Source organism: Adlercreutzia mucosicola DSM 19490, assembly GCF_000422625.1.
GTDB lineage: Bacteria > Actinomycetota > Coriobacteriia > Coriobacteriales > Eggerthellaceae > Adlercreutzia > Adlercreutzia mucosicola.
Genome location: NZ_KE383895.1, coordinates 151,281 through 174,602, shown reverse-complemented (window position 1 = coordinate 174,602; position 23,322 = coordinate 151,281). Strand labels below are relative to the sequence as shown.

The 23,322-nt window shown below is 61.8% G+C and carries 21 protein-coding genes and 1 tRNA gene; 9 read left to right on the top strand and 13 right to left on the bottom strand.

Annotated elements, in window-relative coordinates:
* Positions 1 to 4: 4 nt before the first annotated feature.
* From G503_RS0111755 to G503_RS15085, 7 genes are all read right to left on the bottom strand, one after another.
* Positions 5 to 1,612, bottom strand: a complete 1,608-nt coding sequence (locus G503_RS0111755) for an NlpC/P60 family protein (RefSeq protein ID WP_035023230.1) — start codon at positions 1,610 to 1,612, stop codon at positions 5 to 7.
* A gap of 50 nt (positions 1,613 to 1,662) precedes the next feature.
* A complete protein-coding gene (locus tag G503_RS0111750; protein WP_371821103.1) occupies positions 1,663 to 4,128 on the bottom strand; it encodes a VirB4-like conjugal transfer ATPase, CD1110 family in 2,466 nt (821 codons plus the stop codon).
* 25 nt (positions 4,129 to 4,153) lie between these two features.
* A complete protein-coding gene (locus G503_RS0111745) occupies positions 4,154 to 4,561 on the bottom strand; it encodes a PrgI family protein (RefSeq protein WP_028027712.1) in 408 nt (135 codons plus the stop codon).
* Positions 4,562 to 4,570: 9 nt separating this feature from the next.
* Complete coding sequence (locus G503_RS0111740; RefSeq protein ID WP_016310179.1) at positions 4,571 to 4,786, bottom strand: hypothetical protein; 216 nt, start codon at positions 4,784 to 4,786, stop codon at positions 4,571 to 4,573.
* A gap of 190 nt (positions 4,787 to 4,976) precedes the next feature.
* Positions 4,977 to 6,827 (bottom strand): VirD4-like conjugal transfer protein, CD1115 family, encoded by a 1,851-nt coding sequence (locus G503_RS0111735; RefSeq protein ID WP_028027711.1) that lies wholly within the window; start codon positions 6,825 to 6,827, stop codon positions 4,977 to 4,979.
* Positions 6,824 to 7,405, bottom strand: a complete 582-nt coding sequence (locus G503_RS0111730; protein WP_028027710.1) for a hypothetical protein — start codon at positions 7,403 to 7,405, stop codon at positions 6,824 to 6,826. The genes G503_RS0111735 and G503_RS0111730 overlap by 4 nt, the downstream gene beginning before the upstream one ends.
* A gap of 177 nt (positions 7,406 to 7,582) precedes the next feature.
* Complete coding sequence (locus G503_RS15085; protein ID WP_051191216.1) at positions 7,583 to 7,900, bottom strand: helix-turn-helix domain-containing protein; 318 nt, start codon at positions 7,898 to 7,900, stop codon at positions 7,583 to 7,585.
* A 398-nt stretch (positions 7,901 to 8,298) separates the two neighbouring features.
* On the opposite strand from G503_RS15085, the gene G503_RS15080 reads away from it, so the two are divergent.
* Both G503_RS15080 and G503_RS15780 read left to right on the top strand, forming a co-directional pair.
* The gene (locus G503_RS15080; protein WP_235715563.1) at positions 8,299 to 9,057 is read left to right on the top strand and encodes a response regulator transcription factor; all 759 of its coding nucleotides are present in this window, start codon (positions 8,299 to 8,301) and stop codon (positions 9,055 to 9,057) included.
* Positions 9,047 to 10,579 (top strand): sensor histidine kinase, encoded by a 1,533-nt coding sequence (locus tag G503_RS15780; RefSeq protein WP_051191215.1) that lies wholly within the window; start codon positions 9,047 to 9,049, stop codon positions 10,577 to 10,579. The genes G503_RS15080 and G503_RS15780 overlap by 11 nt, the downstream gene beginning before the upstream one ends.
* An 11-nt stretch (positions 10,580 to 10,590) precedes the next feature.
* Here G503_RS15780 and vanX read toward each other — a convergent pair whose 3' ends face one another.
* Genes vanX through G503_RS15065 form a run of 4 tightly spaced genes read right to left on the bottom strand, consistent with a single transcriptional unit; the run spans position 10,591 to position 14,229 of the window.
* Positions 10,591 to 11,199 (bottom strand): D-Ala-D-Ala dipeptidase VanX, encoded by a 609-nt coding sequence (gene vanX / locus G503_RS0111705; RefSeq protein WP_028027709.1) that lies wholly within the window; start codon positions 11,197 to 11,199, stop codon positions 10,591 to 10,593.
* A gap of 2 nt (positions 11,200 to 11,201) precedes the next feature.
* Complete coding sequence (locus G503_RS0111700) at positions 11,202 to 12,233, bottom strand: D-alanine--D-alanine ligase family protein (RefSeq protein WP_028027708.1); 1,032 nt, start codon at positions 12,231 to 12,233, stop codon at positions 11,202 to 11,204.
* A complete protein-coding gene (locus G503_RS15070; RefSeq protein ID WP_051191212.1) occupies positions 12,226 to 13,179 on the bottom strand; it encodes an NAD(P)-dependent oxidoreductase in 954 nt (317 codons plus the stop codon). The genes G503_RS0111700 and G503_RS15070 overlap by 8 nt, the downstream gene beginning before the upstream one ends.
* A gap of 15 nt (positions 13,180 to 13,194) precedes the next feature.
* The gene (locus G503_RS15065) at positions 13,195 to 14,229 is read right to left on the bottom strand and encodes a D-alanyl-D-alanine carboxypeptidase family protein (protein ID WP_084636592.1); all 1,035 of its coding nucleotides are present in this window, start codon (positions 14,227 to 14,229) and stop codon (positions 13,195 to 13,197) included.
* Between the two features lie 596 nt (positions 14,230 to 14,825).
* On the opposite strand from G503_RS15065, the gene G503_RS0111685 reads away from it, so the two are divergent.
* From G503_RS0111685 to G503_RS0111660, 5 genes are all read left to right on the top strand, one after another.
* A complete protein-coding gene (locus G503_RS0111685) occupies positions 14,826 to 15,131 on the top strand; it encodes a MerR family transcriptional regulator (RefSeq protein WP_028027707.1) in 306 nt (101 codons plus the stop codon).
* Complete coding sequence (locus G503_RS0111680; protein WP_028027706.1) at positions 15,100 to 16,476, top strand: tyrosine-type recombinase/integrase; 1,377 nt, start codon at positions 15,100 to 15,102, stop codon at positions 16,474 to 16,476. Before G503_RS0111685 ends, G503_RS0111680 begins: the two co-directional genes overlap by 32 nt.
* Before the next feature lie 70 nt (positions 16,477 to 16,546).
* Positions 16,547 to 16,620: transfer RNA gene (locus G503_RS0111675), tRNA-Gly, on the top strand.
* A 568-nt stretch (positions 16,621 to 17,188) separates the two neighbouring features.
* Positions 17,189 to 18,604, top strand: coding sequence for an FtsX-like permease family protein (locus G503_RS15060; RefSeq protein ID WP_084636663.1), 1,416 nt, complete (start codon positions 17,189 to 17,191; stop codon positions 18,602 to 18,604).
* Positions 18,605 to 18,615: 11 nt separating this feature from the next.
* A complete protein-coding gene (locus G503_RS0111660) occupies positions 18,616 to 19,362 on the top strand; it encodes a nitroreductase family protein (protein WP_202805181.1) in 747 nt (248 codons plus the stop codon).
* An 84-nt stretch (positions 19,363 to 19,446) separates the two neighbouring features.
* On the opposite strand, the gene G503_RS15055 is transcribed toward G503_RS0111660, so the two are convergent.
* A complete protein-coding gene (locus tag G503_RS15055; protein ID WP_051191207.1) occupies positions 19,447 to 19,977 on the bottom strand; it encodes a phosphatase PAP2 family protein in 531 nt (176 codons plus the stop codon).
* 109 nt (positions 19,978 to 20,086) lie between these two features.
* Positions 20,087 to 21,178, bottom strand: a complete 1,092-nt coding sequence (locus G503_RS0111650) for a hypothetical protein (protein ID WP_028027704.1) — start codon at positions 21,176 to 21,178, stop codon at positions 20,087 to 20,089.
* A 332-nt stretch (positions 21,179 to 21,510) separates the two neighbouring features.
* Between G503_RS0111650 and proC the strand changes: the two genes are divergently transcribed.
* On the top strand, positions 21,511 to 22,338 hold the full coding sequence (gene proC / locus G503_RS0111645; RefSeq protein ID WP_028027703.1) for a pyrroline-5-carboxylate reductase: 828 nt from the start codon (positions 21,511 to 21,513) through the stop codon (positions 22,336 to 22,338).
* A gap of 104 nt (positions 22,339 to 22,442) precedes the next feature.
* Positions 22,443 to 23,318 carry a hypothetical protein gene (locus tag G503_RS0111640; protein WP_028027702.1) on the top strand — a complete coding sequence of 292 codons (876 nt, stop codon included), beginning with the start codon at positions 22,443 to 22,445 and terminating at the stop codon, positions 23,316 to 23,318.
* Positions 23,319 to 23,322: the final 4 nt, after the last annotated feature.

Below are 23,322 nucleotides of genomic sequence, written 5' to 3'. Positions count from 1 at the left end.
TTGTCTATCGGAATCGGATGGCGCACGTGAAGTAGGCGATGCCGCTCGCGCGCCTGCAAACGTCCCCGGTATGGGGCTCGTGGATGTACTCGTCGCCGCCTGCGTAGATGGCGACGTGGCCCGGACGCCAGAGGATGTCCCCGGGCTTCGCCTCGGAGAGCGGCACGCGCCGCCCTGCGGAGGCCTGGTCCTCGGAGTTCCTGGGGATGGAGATGCCCGCCTGCGCGTAGCAGTACTGGGTCAGTCCCGAGCAGTCGAGACCGACACCGGGCGTCGTGCCTCCCCATACGTAGGGGGCGCCGAGCTGGCTCACGGCGGCAGCCACGATGGCGTCGCCGTTGGCCGCACCGGAGCGGAAGTCCTCAAGGCTCATGCCGTCGAAACGGCGCAGCCCGTAGGCGTCCATGGCCGATTTGAGGGATGCCACGTACTCCGACGAGGTGGCGTAGCCCGCGTCCTTCAAGCCCTCCGCCATCTTGTCGGAGCTCTTCTCGGCGATAGCCTGCTGGATGAGGGCATTTCCTGCGTACCGTGAATTGGCGAGGAGCACGCGGCTCCTGAACACGATGCACTCCCTGTGCCCCTTGAACACGGTGAAGTCGGCCATGATGCCGACCACTTGGCCCCCGTACTCCTCGTTGGTGGCCCACGAGCTCTTGCCCGCGACCTCCGGGCAGCCGAGGAAGGACGAGGCCCACTTGATGCCGAAGAGGTTCTTATCGCGCTCCGCAAGGAGCGAGAGGTGGTCGCCCGCGCCGCTCTCGCAGATGATCTGGGCGAGCGTGCATCCGGCGGGGTGCCCGTACATCTCCTGGCACTCAAGGGCCGCCTCAACCATCTCCACCGTGATGTAGGGAGGCAGGCCGTCGAGCGACGCCTTGGCCGCCTCGCTCTTCCAGAAGCCGAAGATGGCGCTCATGAGCTGCGAGACGACCAGGACCGCGAGCACGAAGCACAGGACGCCCGAGAGCGCCCCTGCCACGGGACCTGCTGCGGAGGCAGCCGCTCCTGCGAGGGTCTTGGCAGCGCCTTTCCTGGCCGTCTCCCCGGCGGCCTTGGCGGCCGATGCCGACTCGGAGGCGCGGACCGTCCTGGCGCGCATCCAGGTGCGGCGGGACTGCGCACGGCGCATCTCCTCCGTCCTCCTCGCGGATGCCTCGGCTTCCGCACCCTTGCCGATGCGCCTCGTCGCCCTGGCCTTTGCCGCCGCTTCCTTCGCAGGTGTGGCCTTCTCGGGATTGGCGACGGATGCCCCCTCGTGCTTTGCGGCGTGGATCGCGGCCCTCGAAGCTCGATAGGCATCTCCCGTCCCCTCAAGCTCGTCGGAGTCGTCCACCTCGTCGGCCGCTGCATCGGCAGCGAGCGCGGCGAGGTGTCTGCGCGCTTGGAGGGCCGACTTCGCCTCTTGCGATGCGGGTTCGTCGGCGGCCTTGGAGCCGGCCTTCCCTTCGCCTTTGGGACGGCTCTGCTTCACGGAGGGCTTCGAGCCTTTGGGTTTGCGCCCCTTGGCCCTGCGGTCGCCCGACTTTCGGACGAGCCCGGCCGATACCGCATCGGTGCGCGTCGCGCGTGCGACCTCGGCCGCATCGACCGCGCCCTCCTTGGCGGACACGGCGGCTTCCGTGGCCGTGGCGGGCGCCTGCGCACTCTTGGCTAGATGCGTCACTGGTCAGCGACCTTTCGGCGGCGGGCCCTCTTGGCGAAGTCGCTCTCGCGCTTCTTGGCGGCTATCTCCTCGGGCTTGGTGTTGAACAGCTCGTAGAGCTTGCCCTTCGGGAAGTCGTCCTTCAAGGGGACGCGGGCGCCGCCCGCGATGAGCAGCCCCTCTCCCGCGCGCACGGACTCGTCGATGTAGGAGGACTCCTGGGCGCTCATGTCGAGGAGTTCTGCCCAGGCGCGGCGATCGAGCGGGGACTGCTTGTGCAGGAGCACGAAGTCGGAGTTCAGCACCATGTTCCTGGCCTCCTCGTGGTCGAGCATGTAGACGCTGTTCTGTGTGATGCCCGTGGCGATGAGGTTGAACTTGCGGCCCTCCGCCCAGTACTTCGAGAAGTAGCTGATGATGGCGGGGTGCCCGAACAGCGACTGCACCTCGTCGATGTAGAGCCAGGTCGTGATGCCGCGCTCGTAGTTGTAGTACATGCGGTTTCGGACGCTCTCAAGAACGGCGATGATGCCGAAGGCGCGCATGTTCTCGGAGAGGTCCTTGAAGTCGATGTTGGTGATGCGCCTCGTAAAGCCCACGTTTGAGGGATGGTTGAAGAACGACAGCGCGCCTTCGACGTAGCGCTCGTAGCGAAGCGCGATGTCCCGGACCTCCGACTCGGGCTGCTCCTTCAGGATGCGGTGGAAGTCGCCGAGGAGCGGATCGCGTCCCGTCTCGGCCGCCTCGCGGTAGGCCGCCTCCACGCACCGGCTGATGATGGACTTGTCGGCCTCGGGAAGGCCCTCGGCCCCCTCCGCCATGGTCGCGGAGGACAGCGCCAGGAAGGCGTCGATCTTGAAGGCCATCTGCGCCGAGGGCGACTGGTGCGCCACGTCGGCCAGGTCAAAGGGGTTGAGGTGGGTGTCCGAATCGGGCGCGAACCTGATGGACTCGCCTCCGTTGGCGACGACCACCGGCGAGTACTCGCCAGCGGGGTCGAGGATGATGATCTCGTCGTCGGGGTAAGCGAGGATGGTGTTCTCAATCTCGCGCTTGACGGAGAACGACTTGCCGGAGCCGGGCTTGCCCGCGACGAAGCCCATGGGGCTCGCCAGGCGCTTGCGGTTGCAGAGCACGAGGTTGGAGGACTGCTTGTTCTGGCCGTAGTAGCCGCCGCCCGTCTGCGCGAGCTCCTGGGTCGCGAAGGGCATCTGTATGGCGACCTGCGCGGTCGTCATCATGCGCGAGACCTCCACGTGGTTGTGCCCGAGCGGCAGCACCGAGTTCAGGCCCTCGCGCTGCCGGAAGTCGAGCGCGTCGGCCTCGATGGAGTTTCGGCGCGCGGTCGATACGATCTGCATCACCTGGTCGTCCAGCTGCTCGCGCGTGGACGCGTAGGTGTAGACGAGGCCCGTGTAGACGTAGAGGCGCTGGTTGCGGTTCTGCAGGTGGTCGAGGAGGTCTTCGGCCTCCTCCTTGGAGTACTTGAGCTCGGAGGGAAGGATCTGGAAGTCGTAGCCCTTCTTCACCGCGCTCATCTGCTCGTCGATTATCTCCTTGTCCATCCACCCGATGCGCTTCTTCACGAAGGCGACGGCCTTTGACTTGTCCATGGCCTGCACGTGGATGGAGATGGCGAGCGGGATGGGCAGGTCGATGATGTCGGCCAGGCAGCGGTCCGAAAGCTCGCTTCCGAAGCGGTTGATCGAGAGCACCTGCCCCCACATGCCCTCGGTCTTGAAGCAGGTGCCCGAGCCCTCCGGCTTGAAGTCGAGGGACGCCGGGCAGATGAGGTCCTTGCTCGTGAGGCCGCCAGTCGCGCCCACCGCCTCCCAGGAGAACAGGTTGGGCTTGCCGGGACGGAGGAGGCCGTGGATGGCGTCGAGCCGTTCCTCTCCGTTGAGCGGTCTGCTCGCGCTGCGCATCTTGGCGAGCGTCTGCTCCGCGTCGGTCCTCATGCGGGCGAGCTTGGGGATGGCCTCCTCGATGCTCGCGGCACCGACGGAGAACGTGAGGTAGCGCTCGCGCACGAGGTTCGACACGCCCTCGCGCATCTTGTCGTTGAGGATGCGGTTGTACTCCTCCGCATAGGCCGCCGTCGCGGGATCGCCCGCGTCGAAGAAGCGCTTGCGGCCGATGAGGTCGGCGGGGATGGGGCGGTTCACGACGGCGAGCTGCACGCAGCTTTCCGCGCCGAAGTAGTCGAACAGCTGGCACCACCCGCTGAATATGGCCTGCTGCGTCTCCTCGCGCGCGGACTGGTAGCTGATGTCGTCGAAGGCGAGGGTCTGGCTGAACAGGCCCTCCTCGACCTGCGCGATGCCGTTCTCGTACATGAGGTCGAAGCCCACGGCCCCGTAGACGTCCCGGGCCGCGCGGCGGCGCTTGCGCTTCTCCGCCATCTGGTCGGTGAGCTCGCGCTCCTGCTCCGCCATGCGGCGCCCCAGGGACTTGGAGCGCTTGGGGCCGGAGCCGGGCCTCACGAGGGCCTTCTGCTCGTTCTGGTTGCTAGAGTTCCAAGACATGCCGCTCCGCCCCCTTTCGCTTGGAGGCGCGGCGCGCGCGACGGTCGATCTTCGCGCAGCCGACGGGCCCGGCGATGGATGCCGGATGCGAGCCCGTGGCGTAGACGAGCTTCCCATCGCCGAGGACGTGCTCTGCGAAGAGCGGCACGAACTTCTCGGGAACGAGGCCCTTCGGCCGCCAGAAGCCGAGCAGCCAGAACGGCATGGATGCCGCCATGACGGGAAGCGTCGCGGTGTCCACGGGAACGCCGAGGCCGACGTTCGCCACAGCGGCGACGACCACGGCCGCGCCTAGCCCTCCTGCGGTGCAGGCGAGCGTGCGGGCGGAGAGCTTGCCCACCACCTTCTCGGTGTACTCGCCGATGTCCTTGTGCACGGATACGCTCAACATGGCCGCCCCTTATGCCGGGAGCCAGCTCGTGTCGAGCATTCCGAAGTACACGGCGGCCGCGATGATGATGCCGCCGCCCGCGATGGTTGAGATGGCGCTCGCGATCTGCGCGCCGCCCTGCTGCTCGCGGATGGCGAGGCCCAGCGACACCGCGCCCCAGACGACGAGGAAGCCGCCCAGGAACGTCACGCATCCCGAGACGAGGTTGATGATGTTTGCCAACATGGGGTCTGTTTCTCCTTTGCATCTTGCCGCGCGGCCGGGAATAGACCCTGGGAAGGGCCGCGCTGTCGTTTAGAATCTTTGCCGGGGACGGGTCGCGCCCCGTCTCCTTTGCATCGCGGCGGCCAACGCGCTTCGGGTTGGGAAGCCCGGAGGGCGATCCTCGGCACCGTAGGGTGCGGCCGCCGCACCATCACCTCTCCTGCATCCTCCTTTCTGCGTACTCCGCGAAGTCGAAGGGGCGGTCGAACGCCGCGCCTTCGTGCCCCGGGTAGACCGAGTGCCACCTGGGGTGGGCGGTGATGTCGTACTTCTTGTCCTTGAGGGGGTCCGTGCCCGCTATGAGCACGATGGCCTCGTCGCGCGGCAGCTTCGCCACCTCGGCGGGCTGCATGAGGTCGCGCTCGATGGTGTTCCAGTTGCGCGTCGATGAGGCGGACTGCCCACGGCTCTCGTTCCAGGTGATCGTGGCGACGGTCTCCTTGCCGATCGACTCGGCTATCTCCTTCACCGTGTCGGTGGACTTGCCGCCCAGGAACAGCGTCGTGTCGCAGCAGTCGATGATCGTGGCCGCGTCGTCCTTGTAGGCGCTCTTGAGCTGGGAGAGGGATTGGAGCCCGAAGGCCATCGAGATGTTGCGGCTTCGCACCACGGCCACCATCTTCTCCACGTCGGGAAGGCGTCCGATGTTGGCGAACTCGTCCATGAGCATCACCACGGGCACAGGCAGCGCCCCGCCGTAGCGCTTGATGGCGCGCTTGCAGAGGATGTTCATGGTCTGCCACATCATGATGGCGAAGAGGAACGAGTAGAGCGATGAGGTGTCCGACATGACGGCGAAGATGGCGCGGCGCTCGCCCTCGTCGCCGAGGCGGTCCAGCTCCAGCTCGTCGTAGCTCACAAGCTCGCGCACCTGCGGTATGGCGAAGGGCTCCATGCGCGTGTTGCAGGACACGAGGATCGATTTCAGGGTCTTACCTGCAGCGTCCTTGAACATCTTGTAGTGCAGAAGGCAGAAGTCGGCGTCCACGGGGGTCGGCTCGGACACGCGCACCCATCTGTGCGCCCCTGCATCGGGTCGGAACGACACGCGACGCGTGGGGTCGAAGGGCTCCTTTTGCGCGTCGGTCGCCTTCACGTAGCGCATGCCCGTCTCCACTTCCTCGAAGAGGAGATCGAGCGGGCTTCTGTAGTCCTCGTCGGACTCCTTGGCCTTCGCGAGCGAGAGCAGCGTCACGAGTCCCGACAGAGACCGGTCCTCGGGCGGGCAGTGGTAGACGAGGTATCCGATGAGCGCCACGTAGAGCAGCCGCTCGGCGTTCTCCCAGAAGGGATCGCCCGCGTGCTCTTTGTCTCCCGTGGTGTTATCGATGAGGCAGGTGACGAACTCAAGGATGTCCGCCTCGTCCTGGATATACGCGATGGGGTTGTAGTGGAGGGACTTCGAGAAGTCCACGGTGTTGAAGGAGAGCACCTTGTAGCCTGACCGATCGAGCATGTGGCCCAGGCGCGGAAGCGACTCTCCCTTGGGGTCGGTGATGAGGTAGTTCGCCGACATCTGCATGACGTTGGGCTCGAAGAACCCGCACGTCTTGCCAGAGCCGGAGCCGCCCACGACGAGCACGTTTCGGTTTCGCTCGTACCTGCGGTCGTGATCGGGTCGGCTCATGGCCATCCCGAAGTGCTCCGTGAGGATGATGTTGTCGAAGGCATCCTCGGTGTTCATGAATCTACGGCCGCCTCGCACGGTGCCCCAGCGGGCGGATCCGTGCTCTTCGCCTTGGCGCTGGGCGGTCCCGTGGGTGAGGGACCACGCCCAAGCGCACCAGACAGAACAGGCGGCCACAAGCCCCGTCGCGAGCGCGGCAGCCTCGAGCGAGAGGGGGCCGTGGCCTATGAGATAGGAGGGAAGATGGGAAAACGCTGCGGTTAGGTTGGAGATGGGGTTGCCGGGAAGCGACAGCAGGCAGGCGGTGTATGCGTTCGCAGCGAGAAAGGATATGACCGAGAGGGCCGCCGCCCAGATGATGCCTACCGCTGTCACTTCGCCCGCATCTCCTGGAAGCGGGGCTCCTTCGAGAGAGCCTTGGTGGTGGACCTCTCGGCCTCAAGGGCCGCCGATGCCTCCCGCGCGTCCTCGGCTCGCTCGTCGAGCGTGCGGTCGTCGCGGTCGCGGGAAGGCTCCTTCTCGTGCTGCTCCCTGATCTTCTCGGCGGCCTTGGCGGCCGCGTCGTCCGTCTCGCGCGAGAGCTCGTCGAAGGACTGCCACACCTCCCTCGCGTCCGCGATGCGGAACAGGAGGTATTCCTTGCCGGTCTCCGGGTCGGGGAACCAGGTCGAGCCGACGCCGTGCGCGGCGAGTCTGTCCTCGATGACACCCTTGATCGCGCCATAGTCCTCGATTCCCTGGAACTCCTGCATGTCGAGCTTTGCCCATTCGGGGGCGTCGCCTTCGGGCATACGATCACCCGTCAGTTCCTGCGCGGAGCGGGTGGCGTTCTGGAACGCCCTCTGCATCTGCGCCGCCCGGGCGTACATCGCCCGCTCCCCCATGCGCTCACCGAAGCGCATGAAGTCGTCTATCATCTTGCTTCCGGCCTCGTCGCCGTAGTCGCTCGCCATGTCCTGAGCCTTCCTTCCCGAATGCGGGAAGGGGCCTCCCGCACGGCTATCGAATCAAGTGGTTGCTTCCGATCAGCTGTGGGGATGGCGATGGCGCGAGGGTGGAGATGGGGGCAATGCACAGCGAAACTGCGCTCTGATACGCAGTATCACGATGGGTCGTCCCCTTGTATGCGCTTAGCGGGTGCAGAGTTCTTCCCCTCTTCTAGATTGAGGAAGCAGACCGCAAAGTCCACTCCCGTAGTCTTCGATAACTTTCTTGCGGCGGTAGGAGAGCTCTTCCCTCATTTCGCTGGTGAGGAAGAATCCCATGTCTACATTCATGACGACGCAGAGCCGTATGAACTCATCTGCCCTCATCTGACGCTGCCCGTCGAGGATGTACCAGAGTCGTTTTCGATCGATGGAGGATCGCCGTGCGAGTTCTGCGACGCTGATGCCGCATGCTTCTCGCACCGCCTCCATTCGTATTGCAACTAGTTTTGCGTGGTCCATCCTCTAGTTTCGCCTGCCGTTTGCTACATGCTCGCATTGTCTGACTTTCGTACTGTTTGTGAGGCTAAGCGAGGAACCCATTTCCAGAAACCCTGTTGTCCTAAAACAGGTCGATGCGTTCCTAAATTAGGACTCTAGAAGAGCCATTCCGTGGCTTTGTCGCAAGCGCTCCCTCTCGATCGCGCGAAGACTCGACCCGTTCAAATGCCTTGCGTCTACCTCGAAGAGAATCACGCTATCTTCGATGCTAGAACTGCCACGGGTTTTCTGTCTCTTGACGTTTCCTTTCATTTGCATTTGCAAGACCTTATGTTTTTCTTACTTACCCTCAGTTGGGACGCGAGCGAAAACAACAGATATTAGAATGTATCTAAGCTGAGCAGAGAGGGATTTCCATCTTGAGAGATGCAGATGGCACAGACGCGCGAATCCTTGTGGTGGATGACGAGAAGGCAATCGTCGAGTTGCTAACATCGCTCCTCTCCTCCGAAGGGTTCCAGGTGCTTCCGTTCACGAAGCCTCTCGAAGCGCTTCTGGCATGTTCGCAAGAAGGGTTCGACCTCGCCATCGTTGACCTCATGATGCCGGAGATGAATGGCTTCGAGCTCTGCTCGAAGATGAGGATGATCACCACCGCGCCAATCCTGTTCCTTTCAGCGAAGGACGGCGAAACCGACCAAGTAGCCGGCCTTACGCTCGGCGCCGATGACTACATCACCAAGCCCTTCAAGCCCCGTGAACTTGTAGCGCGCGTAAAAGCACACCTCCGGAGAGTCGATTACAACTCCGGAGCACCCAGAGCGCTCTGCCGCAAGTCGGACATCGAAATCAATCGAAGGGGCCACGAGGCATTCCTTCTCGGAGAGCAGCTAACGCTGACACCGAAAGAGTTTGGTGTCCTTGAACTTCTCGTAAGGCGGGCGGGCGAGCCCATTTCGGGCGAGGAGATCTTTGAGAGCGTTTGGAAGGAGAAGTACGACTCTTCGGGGGCCAATTCCGTAATGGTGCACATTCGCCACCTGAGGGAAAAGCTATCCGAGATCGACTCGTCGCGTGAGTACATCAAAACTGTATGGGGCGTCGGCTACAAACTGATCGTTTCTACCGCACCTCATCAGGAAACGCCTTCAAGCGAAGCGGATTCCTATGAAGCCTAACAAAAGCGCCCAGTCCCGAGCGCTCAGGCGGCGGTATACCGTGCATTTTCTATTAACGCTGCTGGCGTATACGGCTGTGTTCTGCTCAGCAATGGTGATTTTGAACATCACAATCGTCCCCAAGATCGCGGACTGGATATTTGAAACCACCAGTGATGACGTGTACATCGATCCTGCAAATTATCTTGAAGAGTTTTCGACCGAAGAACTCCTGATTGACCTGCTCGAATCGTACAAAGACAATGGAACGCGCTACACGCTTCTGTGGGCCGCGCCAGAATACCAAGAGCTGCTGAGCGAAGCTGGCATTCAGACAGATGACCCTCAACGGGAAAGAGACGCGGATCTGGAATTCTCTATCGACGACCAATACCCCAACAACCTCGTAGGTGAAGTTCGCTTGAGTTCGATGGGGTTTGGTTCAAACGCTTACGAGACAACCGTGATAGAGCTTACGCCGATGTATTTGGCCTACTCCATGGCGACCAGGGAGGCGCAGGCCATCGAAGATAGGGGCGGGGATTGGAAATGGGAACAACTGAGCACCAAGGAAGAGACTCCGTTTCACCCCTTCATCCTCCGCAACACTACTTTTTACAACACCGCAAGAACGCTCAAGATTCCTTGTGCGATCCTCTTGTATCTGCTCGGATGCCTAGTGATTTCCCTTATGGAAGTGAGGCGAGCGCTAAGCTACTTTGATGAGCTGTCTTCGGCGGTTGTCAGCCTGATAACCGATAAGCTCAAGCCGATTAGGCTCACGAAAGACCTCTCGATTGCGCAAGACGAACTCAACCATATACGAGAAGAATCGGCGGCAAGCGAAAGAGCTGCGGAAGCTGCGCAGAAACGGAATAACGAGCTCGTAGCCTATTTAGCGCACGACATACGCACGCCTCTTACCTCGGTTATCGGGTTTCTGTCTATGGTGAACGGGGACGAGCGCATGCCGAAGGATTTGCAACGGTTCGTCTACCTGGCCTCCCAAAAGGCAGACAGCCTCCAGCTTTTGGTCGATGAGTTTTTCGATATCACCCGGTTCAATGCACAATCGATCTCTATTGAGCGGTCGCAGGTCGGCGTTATGTTCCTCCTCCAACAGCTTGCCGATGAGTTTTACCCTCAGGCCAAGGAGAGCAACATCCAAATTGTCGTCACGGCTCCAGAAGAAGGCAAGTTCTGCGTTGACGGAGAAAAGCTCGCTCGGGCTCTAGGCAATATTCTCAAGAATGCTTTGGCATACGCGGCGAGCGGCACAAAGCTCACGATAGCTGCTCGCAGCACCCAAGAGCATTGGGTGATCACCATAACGAATCAGGGCAGCGAAATCCCGACGGAGAACATCGAAAGGATATTCGAGAAATTCTACCGGGATGATGATGCTCGAAACACAAAAGCGGGCGGCGCTGGCCTTGGCCTCGCAATCGCGAAGGAGATCGTGCTTGCCCACAAAGGCGCCATCAGCGCGGTAAGCGAGCACGGCACAACCTCCTTCGTCGTCGAGCTGCCCATCAACGAGTAACGCTTGCGAGCTCACGCAATACGAAAGTCAAAATAAGTGTCCGGATAGGGCTCATCCAACAAGGTATAGTGCCACCATTCGAGCTCATACGGCAAAAAGCCGCTCCTCTCCATGATCAACCTAAGGTCGTCGCGGTTTCTGGATTCGGCCGCGGTGATTCCGGCAGCACCATGATGCGAACTTACGTCCATATAGTCGAAGCGTCCCCCCATATCCACCAACATGCCGGTCTCAAGACTGAACAGAGTGAGATCGATCGTTCCGCCCCTGCTATGCCCCGAACGCCTCGCCACGTAGCCCTGCTCCACGATCTCGGCCTTCTCAATGTTCGGATAGTGCTTGTCTTTCGTCAGCCCGTCTTCGGGACTAGACGCCCATCGGAGAAAGCAGTCAACGGCAATCTGCGGTCTATATCCATCCCAGAGAAGTAGGCCAAAGCCGAGCTCTCCAGCAACTCTTTGGGCCCGGCGCAAACCTTCCGCAAGCTGGCGCGTTCCCACAATACGATTAACGTCGTAGCCATCCACAGGACACCCGATGAAGTTATCCCAAGTAGCATATTTCGCATCCCACCGGATTCCAGAAACACATTCGTCTATATACACGAAGTCGCGATTCATGCTCATGCACCCCGTTTTAGCGCCAAATTGATGAGGCAATCGATCAGATTGGCTAGCGACACGCCTGCCGCCTCCATCATGCGCGGATAGCGACTGTATGATGTGAGGCCGGGCATGGTGTTCACCTCGTTGAGGACAACGCGTCCGCCATCGCAGAGAAACATGTCCACACGCGCCAAGCCCTGACAGCCGAGCGCACGAAACGTGCTTGTTGCGACCTCTATCACGCGGTCATGGTCCTCCGGTGCAATTTCTGCGGGAACTCTGATCTCCGAGTTTTCAGACCCGCTCTCGGGGTCGCTCTCTTGATGGATGCGAAAGAACCCGTGACTGAGAACTATCTGATCGAGCTCTCCTACGACCAGATCAGAGCCTGTGCCCAACACTGCGCAGCCAACCTCACTCCCGCGAACTTCCCTTTCCACGAGAACTTTTTCGTCGAAGGCTGCGGCAGCTTCTACGGCTTTTTGGAAGTCACCATCCTGCTCGACCTTGCTTACCCCGAAAGATGATCCCGATCGTGCCGGCTTAACGAATACGGGCAAATCCATTGGAGCCGCGGGGCTTTCGACACCACAGATCACATGCTCCGGCACCGCAACTCCTGCTTCCGAAGCAACTGCATAGGTGAGGGCCTTATCCAGGCAAATCGCTGATGAGGCGATGCCGCAACCGACATAGGGAATCCCGGCCAGTTCGAACAAGCCCTGAACGGCGCCGTCCTCGCCGTATCTGCCGTGCATGACAGGAAACGCGACATCTATGTTTTGTATGATGCATTGTCGCCTATCGGCAATCAGCAAGCCGCGTGTATGCTTATCCGGCGAGAGGGCAACAGCCCTCAAGCGCTGCTCCTCCCAACCTAGACAAGGCCGCTCGCAAAGCTTCCATGCCCCGTCTCTCGTTGTCCCAACATAGAACGGCTCGTATTTCTCCGTATCAATGTTCTTTGCCACGTTCATTGCAGACTTGACCGACACATCGTGCTCATCAGAGCATCCTCCGAACAGTATCAAAACCCTGAGCTTACTCATCTCTTCCTCCTTCTTTCCCATGCTCTCGACATTCCCTTAGGGCGCTTCTCGCCATGTCCTCCATTGCGTGATCCGTGAAGTAGGCAACATGGGGAGTGATCACGACATTAGGCATCGCGCACAATGTCTCCAAATGTCTCAGCATCTCCTTGTTTTGGGACGGGTCATCGTTTTCTCCCTCCACCACATCAAGGGCAGCTCCTCCGAGTCGTCTTTCCTTTATCGCATCCACAAGCGCCTCCGCTTCCACGAGTGCGCCGCGCCCCGTGTTGACGAGAATCGCTCCGGGTTTCATCGCGTCTATTTCCTTGCGACCGATCAAGTGATGGGTCTCTGCCGTGAGGGGAACATGAAGCGTGACCACATCACTTGAAGCGAGCAATTCTTCGAGCGAAACGGAGGTGCTGGATTGCTCGCGATCGCATATCAGAACAGAGCAGCCGAAGCCTTCGAGTCTTTTCAAAACGGCATTTCCTATTCGACCTGGGCCAATCACGCCGACAGTCATATCGCCGAGCTCCTTGCCGCACACAGCTGACCCCTGCGAGGTCTCGCGAGCGTTGCGGAATCCCGCTTTAACTCCCCGGAGGACCATGAGCATCAGCATGAGGGTGAAGTCTGCGACGCTGCCGGGAGAATAGGGGGAAGTCTTGATGGATATCTTCAGCCGGCGCGCTTCCTGGATGTCGATATGATCCGTACCTACGCTGCGCGTGATGACGCATTCCACGCCAGCCGCCTTGAGCGCCGAGAGCTCCATCTTTCCGATATTGGCCCTATGGCTCACGCTCACGATCGCAAAGTCTTTCGCGAAACATGCCAAATCCGGCGCGAACTCGTCTTCTACGAAGCGAATAGGTAGACGCTCATTGCTGAAGGCTCGCTCGAACGCCTCGGCTTCATCGGGTAGGCCGCCATACATAACAAGACCGCTACGCGTTTTCATGGGTTTCCTTTCGTGCTAGCCAGGGATGGATTCGTACAAGTTGATGGCGTCCTGGAATCTCGACTCATCGCTCGAACCCATAACCACGCCTATGTAAATACGCCCTTCGATTTCAGCGGCGGACACAAGGCATGCCCCCGCGAGCGTTGTGCTTCCCGTCTTTATTCCTATAGCGCCCGGGAAGTAGTACGGGCTATCCGGGTCAATGAGCTGATTGGTGTTGCGGAAAGTCGCTTCCTCCCCGCTGGGCCATTGTTCGTGAGAGACAGGCGTGCTCACGATTTCGGCCAGTGTCGGATCTTCGAGGCACGCCTTTGCCAAAATGGCCAAATCGACGGCAGTGGTGTACTGTCCTTCGGCGTCGAAGCCGTCAGGAACAACGAAGTGCGAGCTTTCCGCCCCCAACGCAAGCGCCTTCGCATTCACGCATTCCATGAACTCCCGTATTGCATCTTGCATAGGCAGATCGTTGTTGCCCGCCGCGGCTCTGCCCGCATGGACGGCGAGAGTGTAAGCAGCGTCGTTTCCCGAAGGAAGCATGAGCGCGATAAGGAGCTGGCGAACCGTGAGAACATCCCCTCTTTCCAGCCATGCCCGCGACGACTCCTCGTTGATAAGGCCAATCTCCTTTCCCACCTCAACTTCTTTGTCGAGAGGCAAAAGGTCGATGGTCGTTAATGCCGTCGCCATTTTTGCTGTACTCGCAGGGGCAATCTTCTTGTCGCTGTCTCTCTCGAAAACTGTACGACCCGACTCTGCGTCAACCAGAAATACTTCCTTCGCTTCAACGGTTTTCGGGGGGCTATCTCCTTGGCCTGAGCAATAGAGGCCGCCGGCGTTGTCCCGCGCCTCTCTTACGTCGAACGCTTGCGATGCCAAAGGGATGGTGTTGGCGCTGGAAGCAGAGAGGAGCACGCCGGAAACAGCTGAGAGCAATGCACCGAGCAGAAGAACGATGGCGCACAGCTTCGCCGCACTCCTGCGGGAGCGGCCAGCGCGATACCTCGTCCGCCCTCTACCGTACGCCGTCGCATATCTTCTTGCTGCCAAGTTTAGTCACATCCTTGCTAGTCCCCTTGCATCTGAGTTCGCCAAGGGTCTCGACCGTAGGCCTAGGATAGAAAGGGGAATCGTCTTAACAACGCTGAGCGGGCCAAATATAAGAATCAGGATGGGGAAAGATAAGGTTTAGCCAAGGCTTTCTGAACGATCGTTAAGGCTGAAAGCCCTTACTCGCCGAATACGACAAAGCTAAGACACTCGGGTATCGGAAGCGTCCTTTCCGGGTTTTCCGCAGCGGGCAGCATTGCAAGAGAGCAATCGCGTGCCTCTCTGGGAGGCGTCGTCTCTTCGGTGACGCTCGTATCGGGAACCGCTGTTCCCGTAATGAGACCAATCGACTCAATTCTTTGCAGCGGGAAGATAAGTTATCCAGGGTGCTTCATGTCGTTATCAGCAACAGGAGAAACGCACGGAGCTCCACCGGACCTTGATAACTACATTGAGCGCTCATTTCGAGCTGCGTCACAACTGCACGCTCTGCGCAAGCATGCGTTCGGGGCTTTCGCATCGTTGTGGCGTTTATCAAAACACCGCATCATCGCGGCCAGCGACGCTGGCCGCCTCACATTCGAGAGGAGGCGACTATGAAGGAAACCTATGGCGAGACGGAGATAGACGAAGCGCGCCTTACGGCGGCCGACCCGGACGGGTTGTACCTTTTCATGTTGGAGGACTACCCCTACATGATGACGCCCGACCACGTGGCCGCCTTCACGGGCACCACGAGCCAGGAGATACGAAAGCTCCTCGGTCGCGGGGAGATGCAGGGATGCCGCATCGGCATCCGCTGGCTCGTGCCGAAGCTGGGGCTGCTCAACTACCTCTACAAGGATCGCCGCGAGAAGGAAGGCGATGCAAATGAAGAAGCTGCGATGCGACAAGCCCTATGACATCGACGAGGCCCGCAAGAGAAAGGGGCTCCCGCGCCGCAGGCGCAAGGACTCGCGCACCACGGCCTACGAGCTGACCATCCGCGTGCCGAGCGAGTACCGCGTGTACTTCGACGGCAAGAAGAAGCTCACGAGAACCGCATTCGCGCTGAACAAGAAGGACGACCTCAAATCCCAGGTCGATGCCTTCGAGGACGAGAAGAACGCGGAGCTTGAGCGCAGGCTCGAAGAGCGCGGCTGGGTGCGCCAGGGCGGCGGGAAGAGCGAGCCCGGGCGCTGCACGACCCCGATCGGAAGCTACGCCGAGCGCTACATCGACATCAGGAGCAACGGCTCGGTCAGCAAAGAGACCATAGCGAACGAGCGCCGCTATCTGCAATACGTCGATGCCGCCATAGGCGCGATCCCCATCTGCGAGGTGACCGCCGAGGACGTGGAGGAGTGCCTGCTGAAGGTGCCTGAGCTTTCCGAGAGGTGGGCGCTTGAGCGCCAGGCCGCCTGGGAGGCGAACCGCAAGACCGCCCGGTGGGCGAAGAAGCACGGGACGCTGGCCAAGCCCTTCAAGCCCGTGCGCATCGCGGGCCCCGACATGCAGTCCAAAGTGCTCAAGTTCATCCGCGAGGTCATGAACTACGCCCACGAGAAGGAGGACATCCCGAAGAACGTCGCCAAGGCGAAGTTCCTCACCCGCGTGTTCAAGAAGAGCAAGCCGCTCATCGACCCGCTGATGGCGGACGATGCCGCGAGGTTCCTGCAGGAGGTGGAGAAGCTGCCGCTGTGCTATCTGAAGGTCACGCTCCTGCTCCTCCTCAACACCGGCATGAGGCCGGAGGAGATGCTTGCCATCCGTGCGGGAAACATCGTCTTCGACGGCAACGAGACCATCATCAGCATCACGGGCGCGCTCGACCGCGACGGGAAGACCATCAAGGACTACCCCAAGTCAGATGCCGGTCGCCGGTCGGTCCCCGTGGACGACTACACAGCCGATACCGCGCGGGCATGGATCGAACTCAAGTCGGAGGCGGCGAAGGAGCAGGGCCTGAAGCCCTCCATGAGCATGCTCGTCTGCGGACCCGAGATGATTCCCCGGACCTACCAGTCCTGGTACCGCGATTGGCTGAGGTTCGCGTCAGATGCGGGCTTCGAGGGCGTGCGTCCCTATGCCCTGCGCCACACCTTCGCCACCTTGAACCTCGCCAACGGGGAGAACATCAAGACGGTGGCGGTGCTGATGGGGCATGCGAGCTCCGCCTACACACTCGACCTCTATGCAGCCTACGTGCCCAACACGGGCATAGGGATCGGCAAGCGCTACATGAGCTTCCTTCGAGCCGCCGCCTAGGCGTCGCTCATGATGATTTGCTGAAATGACCGAGGGTTTCAAGGAGGTTAGAGTATAATGTTTTCCCACTGCGGGCGTGATTCAATGGTAGAATTTCAGCTTCCCAAGCTGACCACGCGGGTTCGATTCCCGTCGCCCGCTCCATAGGTTTCTAGTCGAAAGTCGCCTTCGCGGGCGGCTTTCGTGCATCAAGGGGACGATTGATACTCACGTGAAAACCTTCGCGTTTTTCCAGTATTTCGTCCAGTACGTTTGGTAGAATTGAGAACAGCAAGTTTAAAGGAACGAGGTCAGACGGCTAATTCGGAGTCGAACGAGCCAAGAAGCGTAGGAGCTTCCCAAGCTTGTATTCGCGGGTTCGAGTCCCGTCGCCCGCTCCAGAGAAGCAAGTCGAGCGCCGTCCCCTGCGGGCGGCGCTCGTGTTTTCAGCCGGCTGTGCGCAATCGACGGAAGAGAGATCGCCCGTGTCCACCACCGTGAACATCTACTACCACGGCGCCGACGGAAGCGCCCGGCGGTTCGCCGAGGAGATGACGGCCTCAGGCACGGTGGATGCCGTCCGCGCCGAGCGACGGGAGGGCTGAGCACTTCACTTCCCCGCCGAAGGACTGTCGGGGAACCTTGCAAAATCGTTAGGCGCGCGTAAGGCGAATCGATGGCGGGAGGAAGCCCCCTCCCTTAGGCTGGTTCCACCCTTGGATTGGAGCCGCCCATGATCTTGAAGCTTGCCATGCGCAATGTGCTGCGCTCGGCGCACGACTACTCGGTATACTTCGCCACGCTGGCCTTCGCGGCCTGCCTGCTGTACTCCTTCACGGCTTCGGGCGACTACCTCCTGTCCCTCGACCTCACCGCCGACCAGCGCGACATCTACGGGTCCGCCTCAATGGTCACCCAGGCGTTCTCGGTGTTCTCGGCGCTTGTTTTCGCCTTTTTGGTAACCTACGCCAACCGCTTCATCCTGCGGCGGCGTTCCCGAGAGTTCGCCACCTACGGGATCATGGGAATGGAGCCGGCGACCATGGCTCGCATCCTGGTCTACGAGGGATGCGCCGCCGCTGTGGTCGCACTTGGGGTCGGCGTGCTTGCCGGAGTGCTCGCCTCTCCCCTCTTCGGCGCCATCGCTGCATTCGTCTTCGATGCCGCCTGGCAGCCCCTGCTCGTCTTCTCGGCCGACGCCGCCCTCTGGACTGCGACATGCTTCGCCGGCATTATGGCGCTCGCCCTTGCCTTGGAGGTTCGGAGCCTGCGCAAGCATTCGCTGGTCGAACTGCTGGATGCCGACAGCGCGCCCGAACATCCGAAGGGGGCCGCGCGGCTTTCCTTGGGCCTCCAGACATCGCTGGCGGCAATCCTGCTTGCTGTCGTCTGGGGCTCCTGCCTGTTCCAGCCGACGCAGTTCATCGTGTGGATTCTGCCCATGGGGGTCGCCGCCGTGCTGGCCACCGGCATGCTCTTCCGGGTTTGGGCCATCAGGCGGCCGGCCCGCGCGTACCGTCGGCCCGAGCGGCTTCTATCGGGCCTGCGCCTCTTCGACCTGCGTCAGCTGCAGGCCCGCATGTCCCTCAACGCGAACGCGATGGCATGCACCTGCGCACTCATAGCCGTGGCAGTCTGCATGATGGTCGCCGGGCTCGCGTTCAGCGTCGGCATGCGGGACGGATCCGGGCGGCTGAGCGATCTGACGCTGGCCCCCATCGGCTACGTCGGCATCTTCTACGGGAGCACGTTCCTGATCGCGGCCGCCGCCGTGTTGGCCCTGCAGCAACTTGCCGGCGCCGCCGACGACCGGAAGGCCTACCAACTGCTCGGGAATTTGGGATGCGATGCGCCCGCGATGCGGAAGAGCATCCGGTCCCAGGTCGGCACCTTCTTCGCGGCGCCGCTGGTCTTTGCGCTCGTCCACGACATCTTCGGCCTGGCCCTGGTGGCGTTTGTGGCCTCCGTGCTGGGCAGCGCGCAGTTTCCCCTCATTGTGGCGGGAGTCGTGGGGGTTACCGCCGCGCTTTTGGGCGCGTACTATCTCATCACCTGCAGGGAGTGCAGCCGCATGCTCCTGCCGTCAGCTCTTCTCGAAGGCCACCGCGCCGCCAGTTGTGATTGTGCTATCCTGCGGAAAAACCGTTGAAAGGGTGAGCTATGGGCGTCGGGATGCTGAGTGAAGACGGACGCGGAGTCGACCTTTGGTGGGCGGGGCAGCTCACGCCGACGGAGGCTATCGAGGCGCGGCATTCAGTGCGCAGTTATACCGACGATCCGCTGGGCGCCGACGTCGTGGAACCCCTGCGGGCTGCCATTGCCGCAGTGAACGAGGAGGCAAACCTGAATATCCAGCTGGCCCTGGACGAACCGCGGGCGTTCTCGGGGTTCAAGGCGAAGCTCGTCAACTTCAAGGGGGCGCAAAACTACCTGGCGCTGATCGGCCCCGAGTGCCGCGAGCTGGACGGCATCCTGGGCTACTACGGGGAGAAGCTCGTACTGCTGGCCCAATCGCTGGGCCTGAACAGCTGCTGGGTCGGGGGCACCTATAAGGTGGTGAACCGCGCCTACAATGTGGACCTGGGACAGAAGCTATCCGCCGTGGTGGCCCTCGGTTACGGCACCACTGCGGGCGTGCCCCACAAGTCGAAAGCACCCCAGGACGTGTGCCCCGGCTACGACAGCGCTCCCGACTGGTTCCAGCGAGGCGTAGACGCGGCCCTGCTCGCACCGACCGCCCTAAACCAGCAGAAGTTCTCGTTCGCACTGGCGGGAGAGCAAGACGGCCTGCCCGTGGTGCGGGCCGCCACCAAGCGCGGCGCTTTCACCCAGATGGACCTCGGCATCGCCCAATGTCACTTCGAGATCGGCGCGGGCAGCACGCCCTTCATCTGGACGGAACAATAGCGAGAAAGACTGCAGCCGCCTCCGTCCGCACCGGCCGCCAGGGCCTCGGCGGGAAAGGCCCCCATGCCGGGGCGCCCACGTCCTCTACATCGCCAAGGCCATCGCGCATGCCAGAGCGCCTGTGGCCACACCCAACGCGGCGCCGGCGACGATGTCGCGGGGAAAGTGCACGCCTCCCAGCACGCGACAGGCCCCCAAGGCCGCCGCGGCAACCAGCAGCCCCACCGCCACGGGCGCGCTGGCCGCAAACCAGCAGGTGGCAATGGTGAACGACGAGAACCCATGACGGCTCGGGAACGATCGGCCCTTCCCCTCCCGCGCAATGAGCGGATTCAGAGGGCAGCACTCGTAGGGCCGCGGTGCGTCGGTACGGCGGCGGTACCAGCTGACCAGCAGGAAAGCCACGCCGGGCACCGCCGCCAGCGGTACTGCGCGCAGAGGCGTCCCCAGCGCCATCCACCCCAGCAACACCCCGTAGGCACCGTAGAACGCCAGGGTTAGCCCGTGGTTGGCGCCGCGCAGCAGGCGCGTCCCGCCCGGGCAGCGCTCGATAGCGCGCGCCCAGCGGTCGTAGCGGGCGGCGTAGGCCCGCGCCCCCTCGTCGGTCAGCCGCACGAAGCACCCCTTCCTTTCCTGGCCATTTCATCAGAGCCCATCATACCCGACCACAGCAAAAAGGGCCTCCCCGAAGGGAGACCCCCAAGAAAGAGCCGTCGCGGCGCGCTTAGTTGCGCCGGCGATGTGCAATCGCCGCCACACCTGCAGCTGCCGCGGCTGCGGCCATGCCAGTCGCGCCCAGGATCAGACCTAGCAGGCCATCGCCGGTCTGGGGAAGTGTGCGCACCGGAGCCTTGTCGCCAGCGGCCATGGGCACGGTATCGTCGAGGATAACCGTCTCCTCGCCCGCACCTTCCGCGCTGGGGGTTCCTTCGGCGCCGGCGTCGTCTGCGGGAACTTCCGCACTCGACCCGTTGCCCGCGTCCGTGCCGCCACCAGCGTCCTGATCGCCCGACTCATCGGGGCCCGCCGCACTTGGCGGCTGGGTGCCGGGAACATCCTGGGAAGGCTCGTCGGGCAGCGCCGAGGGCAGCGGCGTGTAGAACATGTTGACCTCGTTGCTGGACACCAGGCCGTCTACGACAACTTCGGCCTTGTCGGTATCCACGTAGGCCAGATCGGGCAGCGGTACCGCCAAAAGCTCGGTGTCGATGGCCGTGCCCACCGGCAGGCTCTCGATCTCATAGCTGCCCATCTTGTCGAAGCGCACCGACTCGCCGTCGACCTCGGCAATCACAGTCCCGTCTTCCTCGGGATAACCCGCCTCTCCATCGCTGATGGCGTAGTAGTTCACCACCGTGGGGCTCTTCACACGGAAATAGTTCAGCTGCACCGTGTTGGCCGCGGCGTTGACGCTCGCAATCTTGTTGTGCGCCCAACCATCAAAGAAGGCGAAATCGGGAATGTCACGCAGATAGTTCTCCGGGCGAATCTCCTCGCCCACCTTCACATCGTCGAAGGTGGCGGTGCCCAGCACGCGGAAGCCCGAGGGGTCGTCGAAGGACGGATCGTCGTAATGCACCATCTCGCAGTAGTACACCGTCACCGAGGTGGTCTCGGCGACTGCGGCCGCGGACTCGGCAGCATCGTTGTCCATGGCTTCTACCGCAGGGGCAAGTTCGGATGCGGCCTCAACCTCGCCGCCCGGCGCCGCGGCGAACGCCGTCAGCGGCGACAGGGCCAGGGTCAGGACTAGCGAGCCGGCCACCAGAGCGCGGGCGTGCGCCTTCGATCCACGCTTCAACACAATCTTCTTCACGCAGTTACTCCATTTCCATTGAAGGCGCGCTCGATATTCCCTCGAAAACAGCGCCTCACTCGTCAAAATCTATGTCTAGTCATTAGCTAGAAATAGATGGGATGATGTTGTACCAAATCCAGTACACTTGTTCAATAAAAACGGTGGGAAAATAGGGGCAAGCCATCTGTTTATCACGATTCACACACAACTGTTTTCCCAGGTAGATAATGAAAAGTGAATCACTCATATTTAGAAATGACCGCTTCAGGTATACTGGTAGACAAAGCAGAGGAACAGGTGCCATCGGCGCAAAACGAACTGGTCGCGCCGATGCTCAAGAAAGGACCCTTATGAGAATCGGCTTCATCGGATTAGGGAACATGGCCACCGCCATCATCGGCGGGATGCTGCGCGAGAACACGGTGCTTGGCAGCTCCGCCACGCCCCTCGCGGCCAGCGACATCATCGGCTCAGCCAAGACTAGCGCCACCCGCGATGCCAAAGCCGCCGAGCTCGGCATCGCCGTCACCGCCAGCAACCGCCAGGTAGCCGAAGAGGCCGATGTGCTCGTGCTCGCGGTGAAGCCCCTTTTCTTCCCCGAGGTTATCGATGAGATTCGCGACGTGATCAGCGACGGCACCCTCGTCATCAGTATCGCCGCCGGGCTCACCCTCAGCCGCATCGCCGAGTTGTTCGGCCGCGACTCGGACACCATGCGCCTCATTCGCTGCATGCCGAACACGCCGGCCCTGGTAAACGCCGGGTGCACCGCCGTGTGCCCGGGCCCCGGTGCCACCGCTAGCGACGAGGCGGTCTGCCTCGATCTCATGAACAGTTTCGGCCGCGCCATCGTTATTCCCGAGCGCCTTATGGATGCGGCCAGTGCCGTTGCGGGCAGCTCGCCGGCCTTCGTGTTCATGTTCATCGAGGCCCTGGCCGATGGTGCCGTGGCCGCAGGCATGCCCAGGACCCAGGCCTACGAGTTCGCCGCGGCCGCCGTGGCAGGCTCGGCTCAACTGGTGCTGGAAACAGGCCGCCACCCCGGCGATCTGAAGGACATGGTCTGCTCGCCCGGGGGCACCACTATCGAGGGCGTGAAGGCCCTGGAATCGCGTGCCTTCCGCGCCGCCGTGATGGAATCGGTGCAGGCCTGCGTAGCGAAAGCCCAAACTCTGTAGGCCTCGTCGGCGCGGCCCAACGGTTTGCCTACCGATTGCGCCAACAACGCGCGTCCAGGCTATGATGTCCCCACTTCAGCTATGCCGAATGGAAGGAAGACGCCATGAATCTTTCGAATGTATCGCGCCTCGGCCTTATGGCCGTGCTGGCGCTGGGTCTGGTGGCCCTCGCCGGTTGCGCCGTGAAGGGTGGATCCGGCGACGCCAACACCAGTCGCAGCGCCGACAACTCGGGCGACGGCACCGTGACCACGGCCATGGTGGCCTACGCCGATGGCGACGACATCCTGTTCGTCGACCAGGACACCCAAACCCCCTACATCCCCACCAACATCGATGAGGCCACGATCACCTTCGAAGGCGAGACCATCGAAGCCGACGACCTGCAAGCCGGCAACATCGTCACCGTCACGGGCAACGGCGTTATGCTGGAAAGCTATCCCGGCCAGTACCCTGGCATCGCCGCCGTCGAGGTGACCAGCGTTGGCAGCCCCGCCGATGCCGAGCAGTACGCCGCGCTCGTGGACCAGGTGTTCGCCGCTCCCGACCAGGCCGAAGTGCCCACAGGCAACCTGGATTACAAGACCTCCGACGCCCAAGTGTCCATCGCACTGAATGCCTACGAATTCGAATGGGAATACCAGACTGCCGACGGCCAGACCACCACGAACGCCCAGGATGGCACGGCCTTCAATCTTGACGGCACCTTGAACGAGAACGCGATCGATGCGCGCATCAGCACGGCCACCGATGCCTTCGCGGCGCTGTCGGTATCGCCCACCTCCGTGGAGATCGAACGCCGTCCGCTCGCCCAGGGCGACGGCGTGAAGGTGGATCCGAGCGGCGAGGGAGAGAACGTGCCGTGCACCATGAGCGCCGACGGAGCCGTGGCCTTCACCATCGAGCCGAACTACCTCTACGAGCTGCAGGCCACCTTCCCCCAAGGCGAGGCCGAATACGCTTTCTACACTGTTTCCTAGGGCA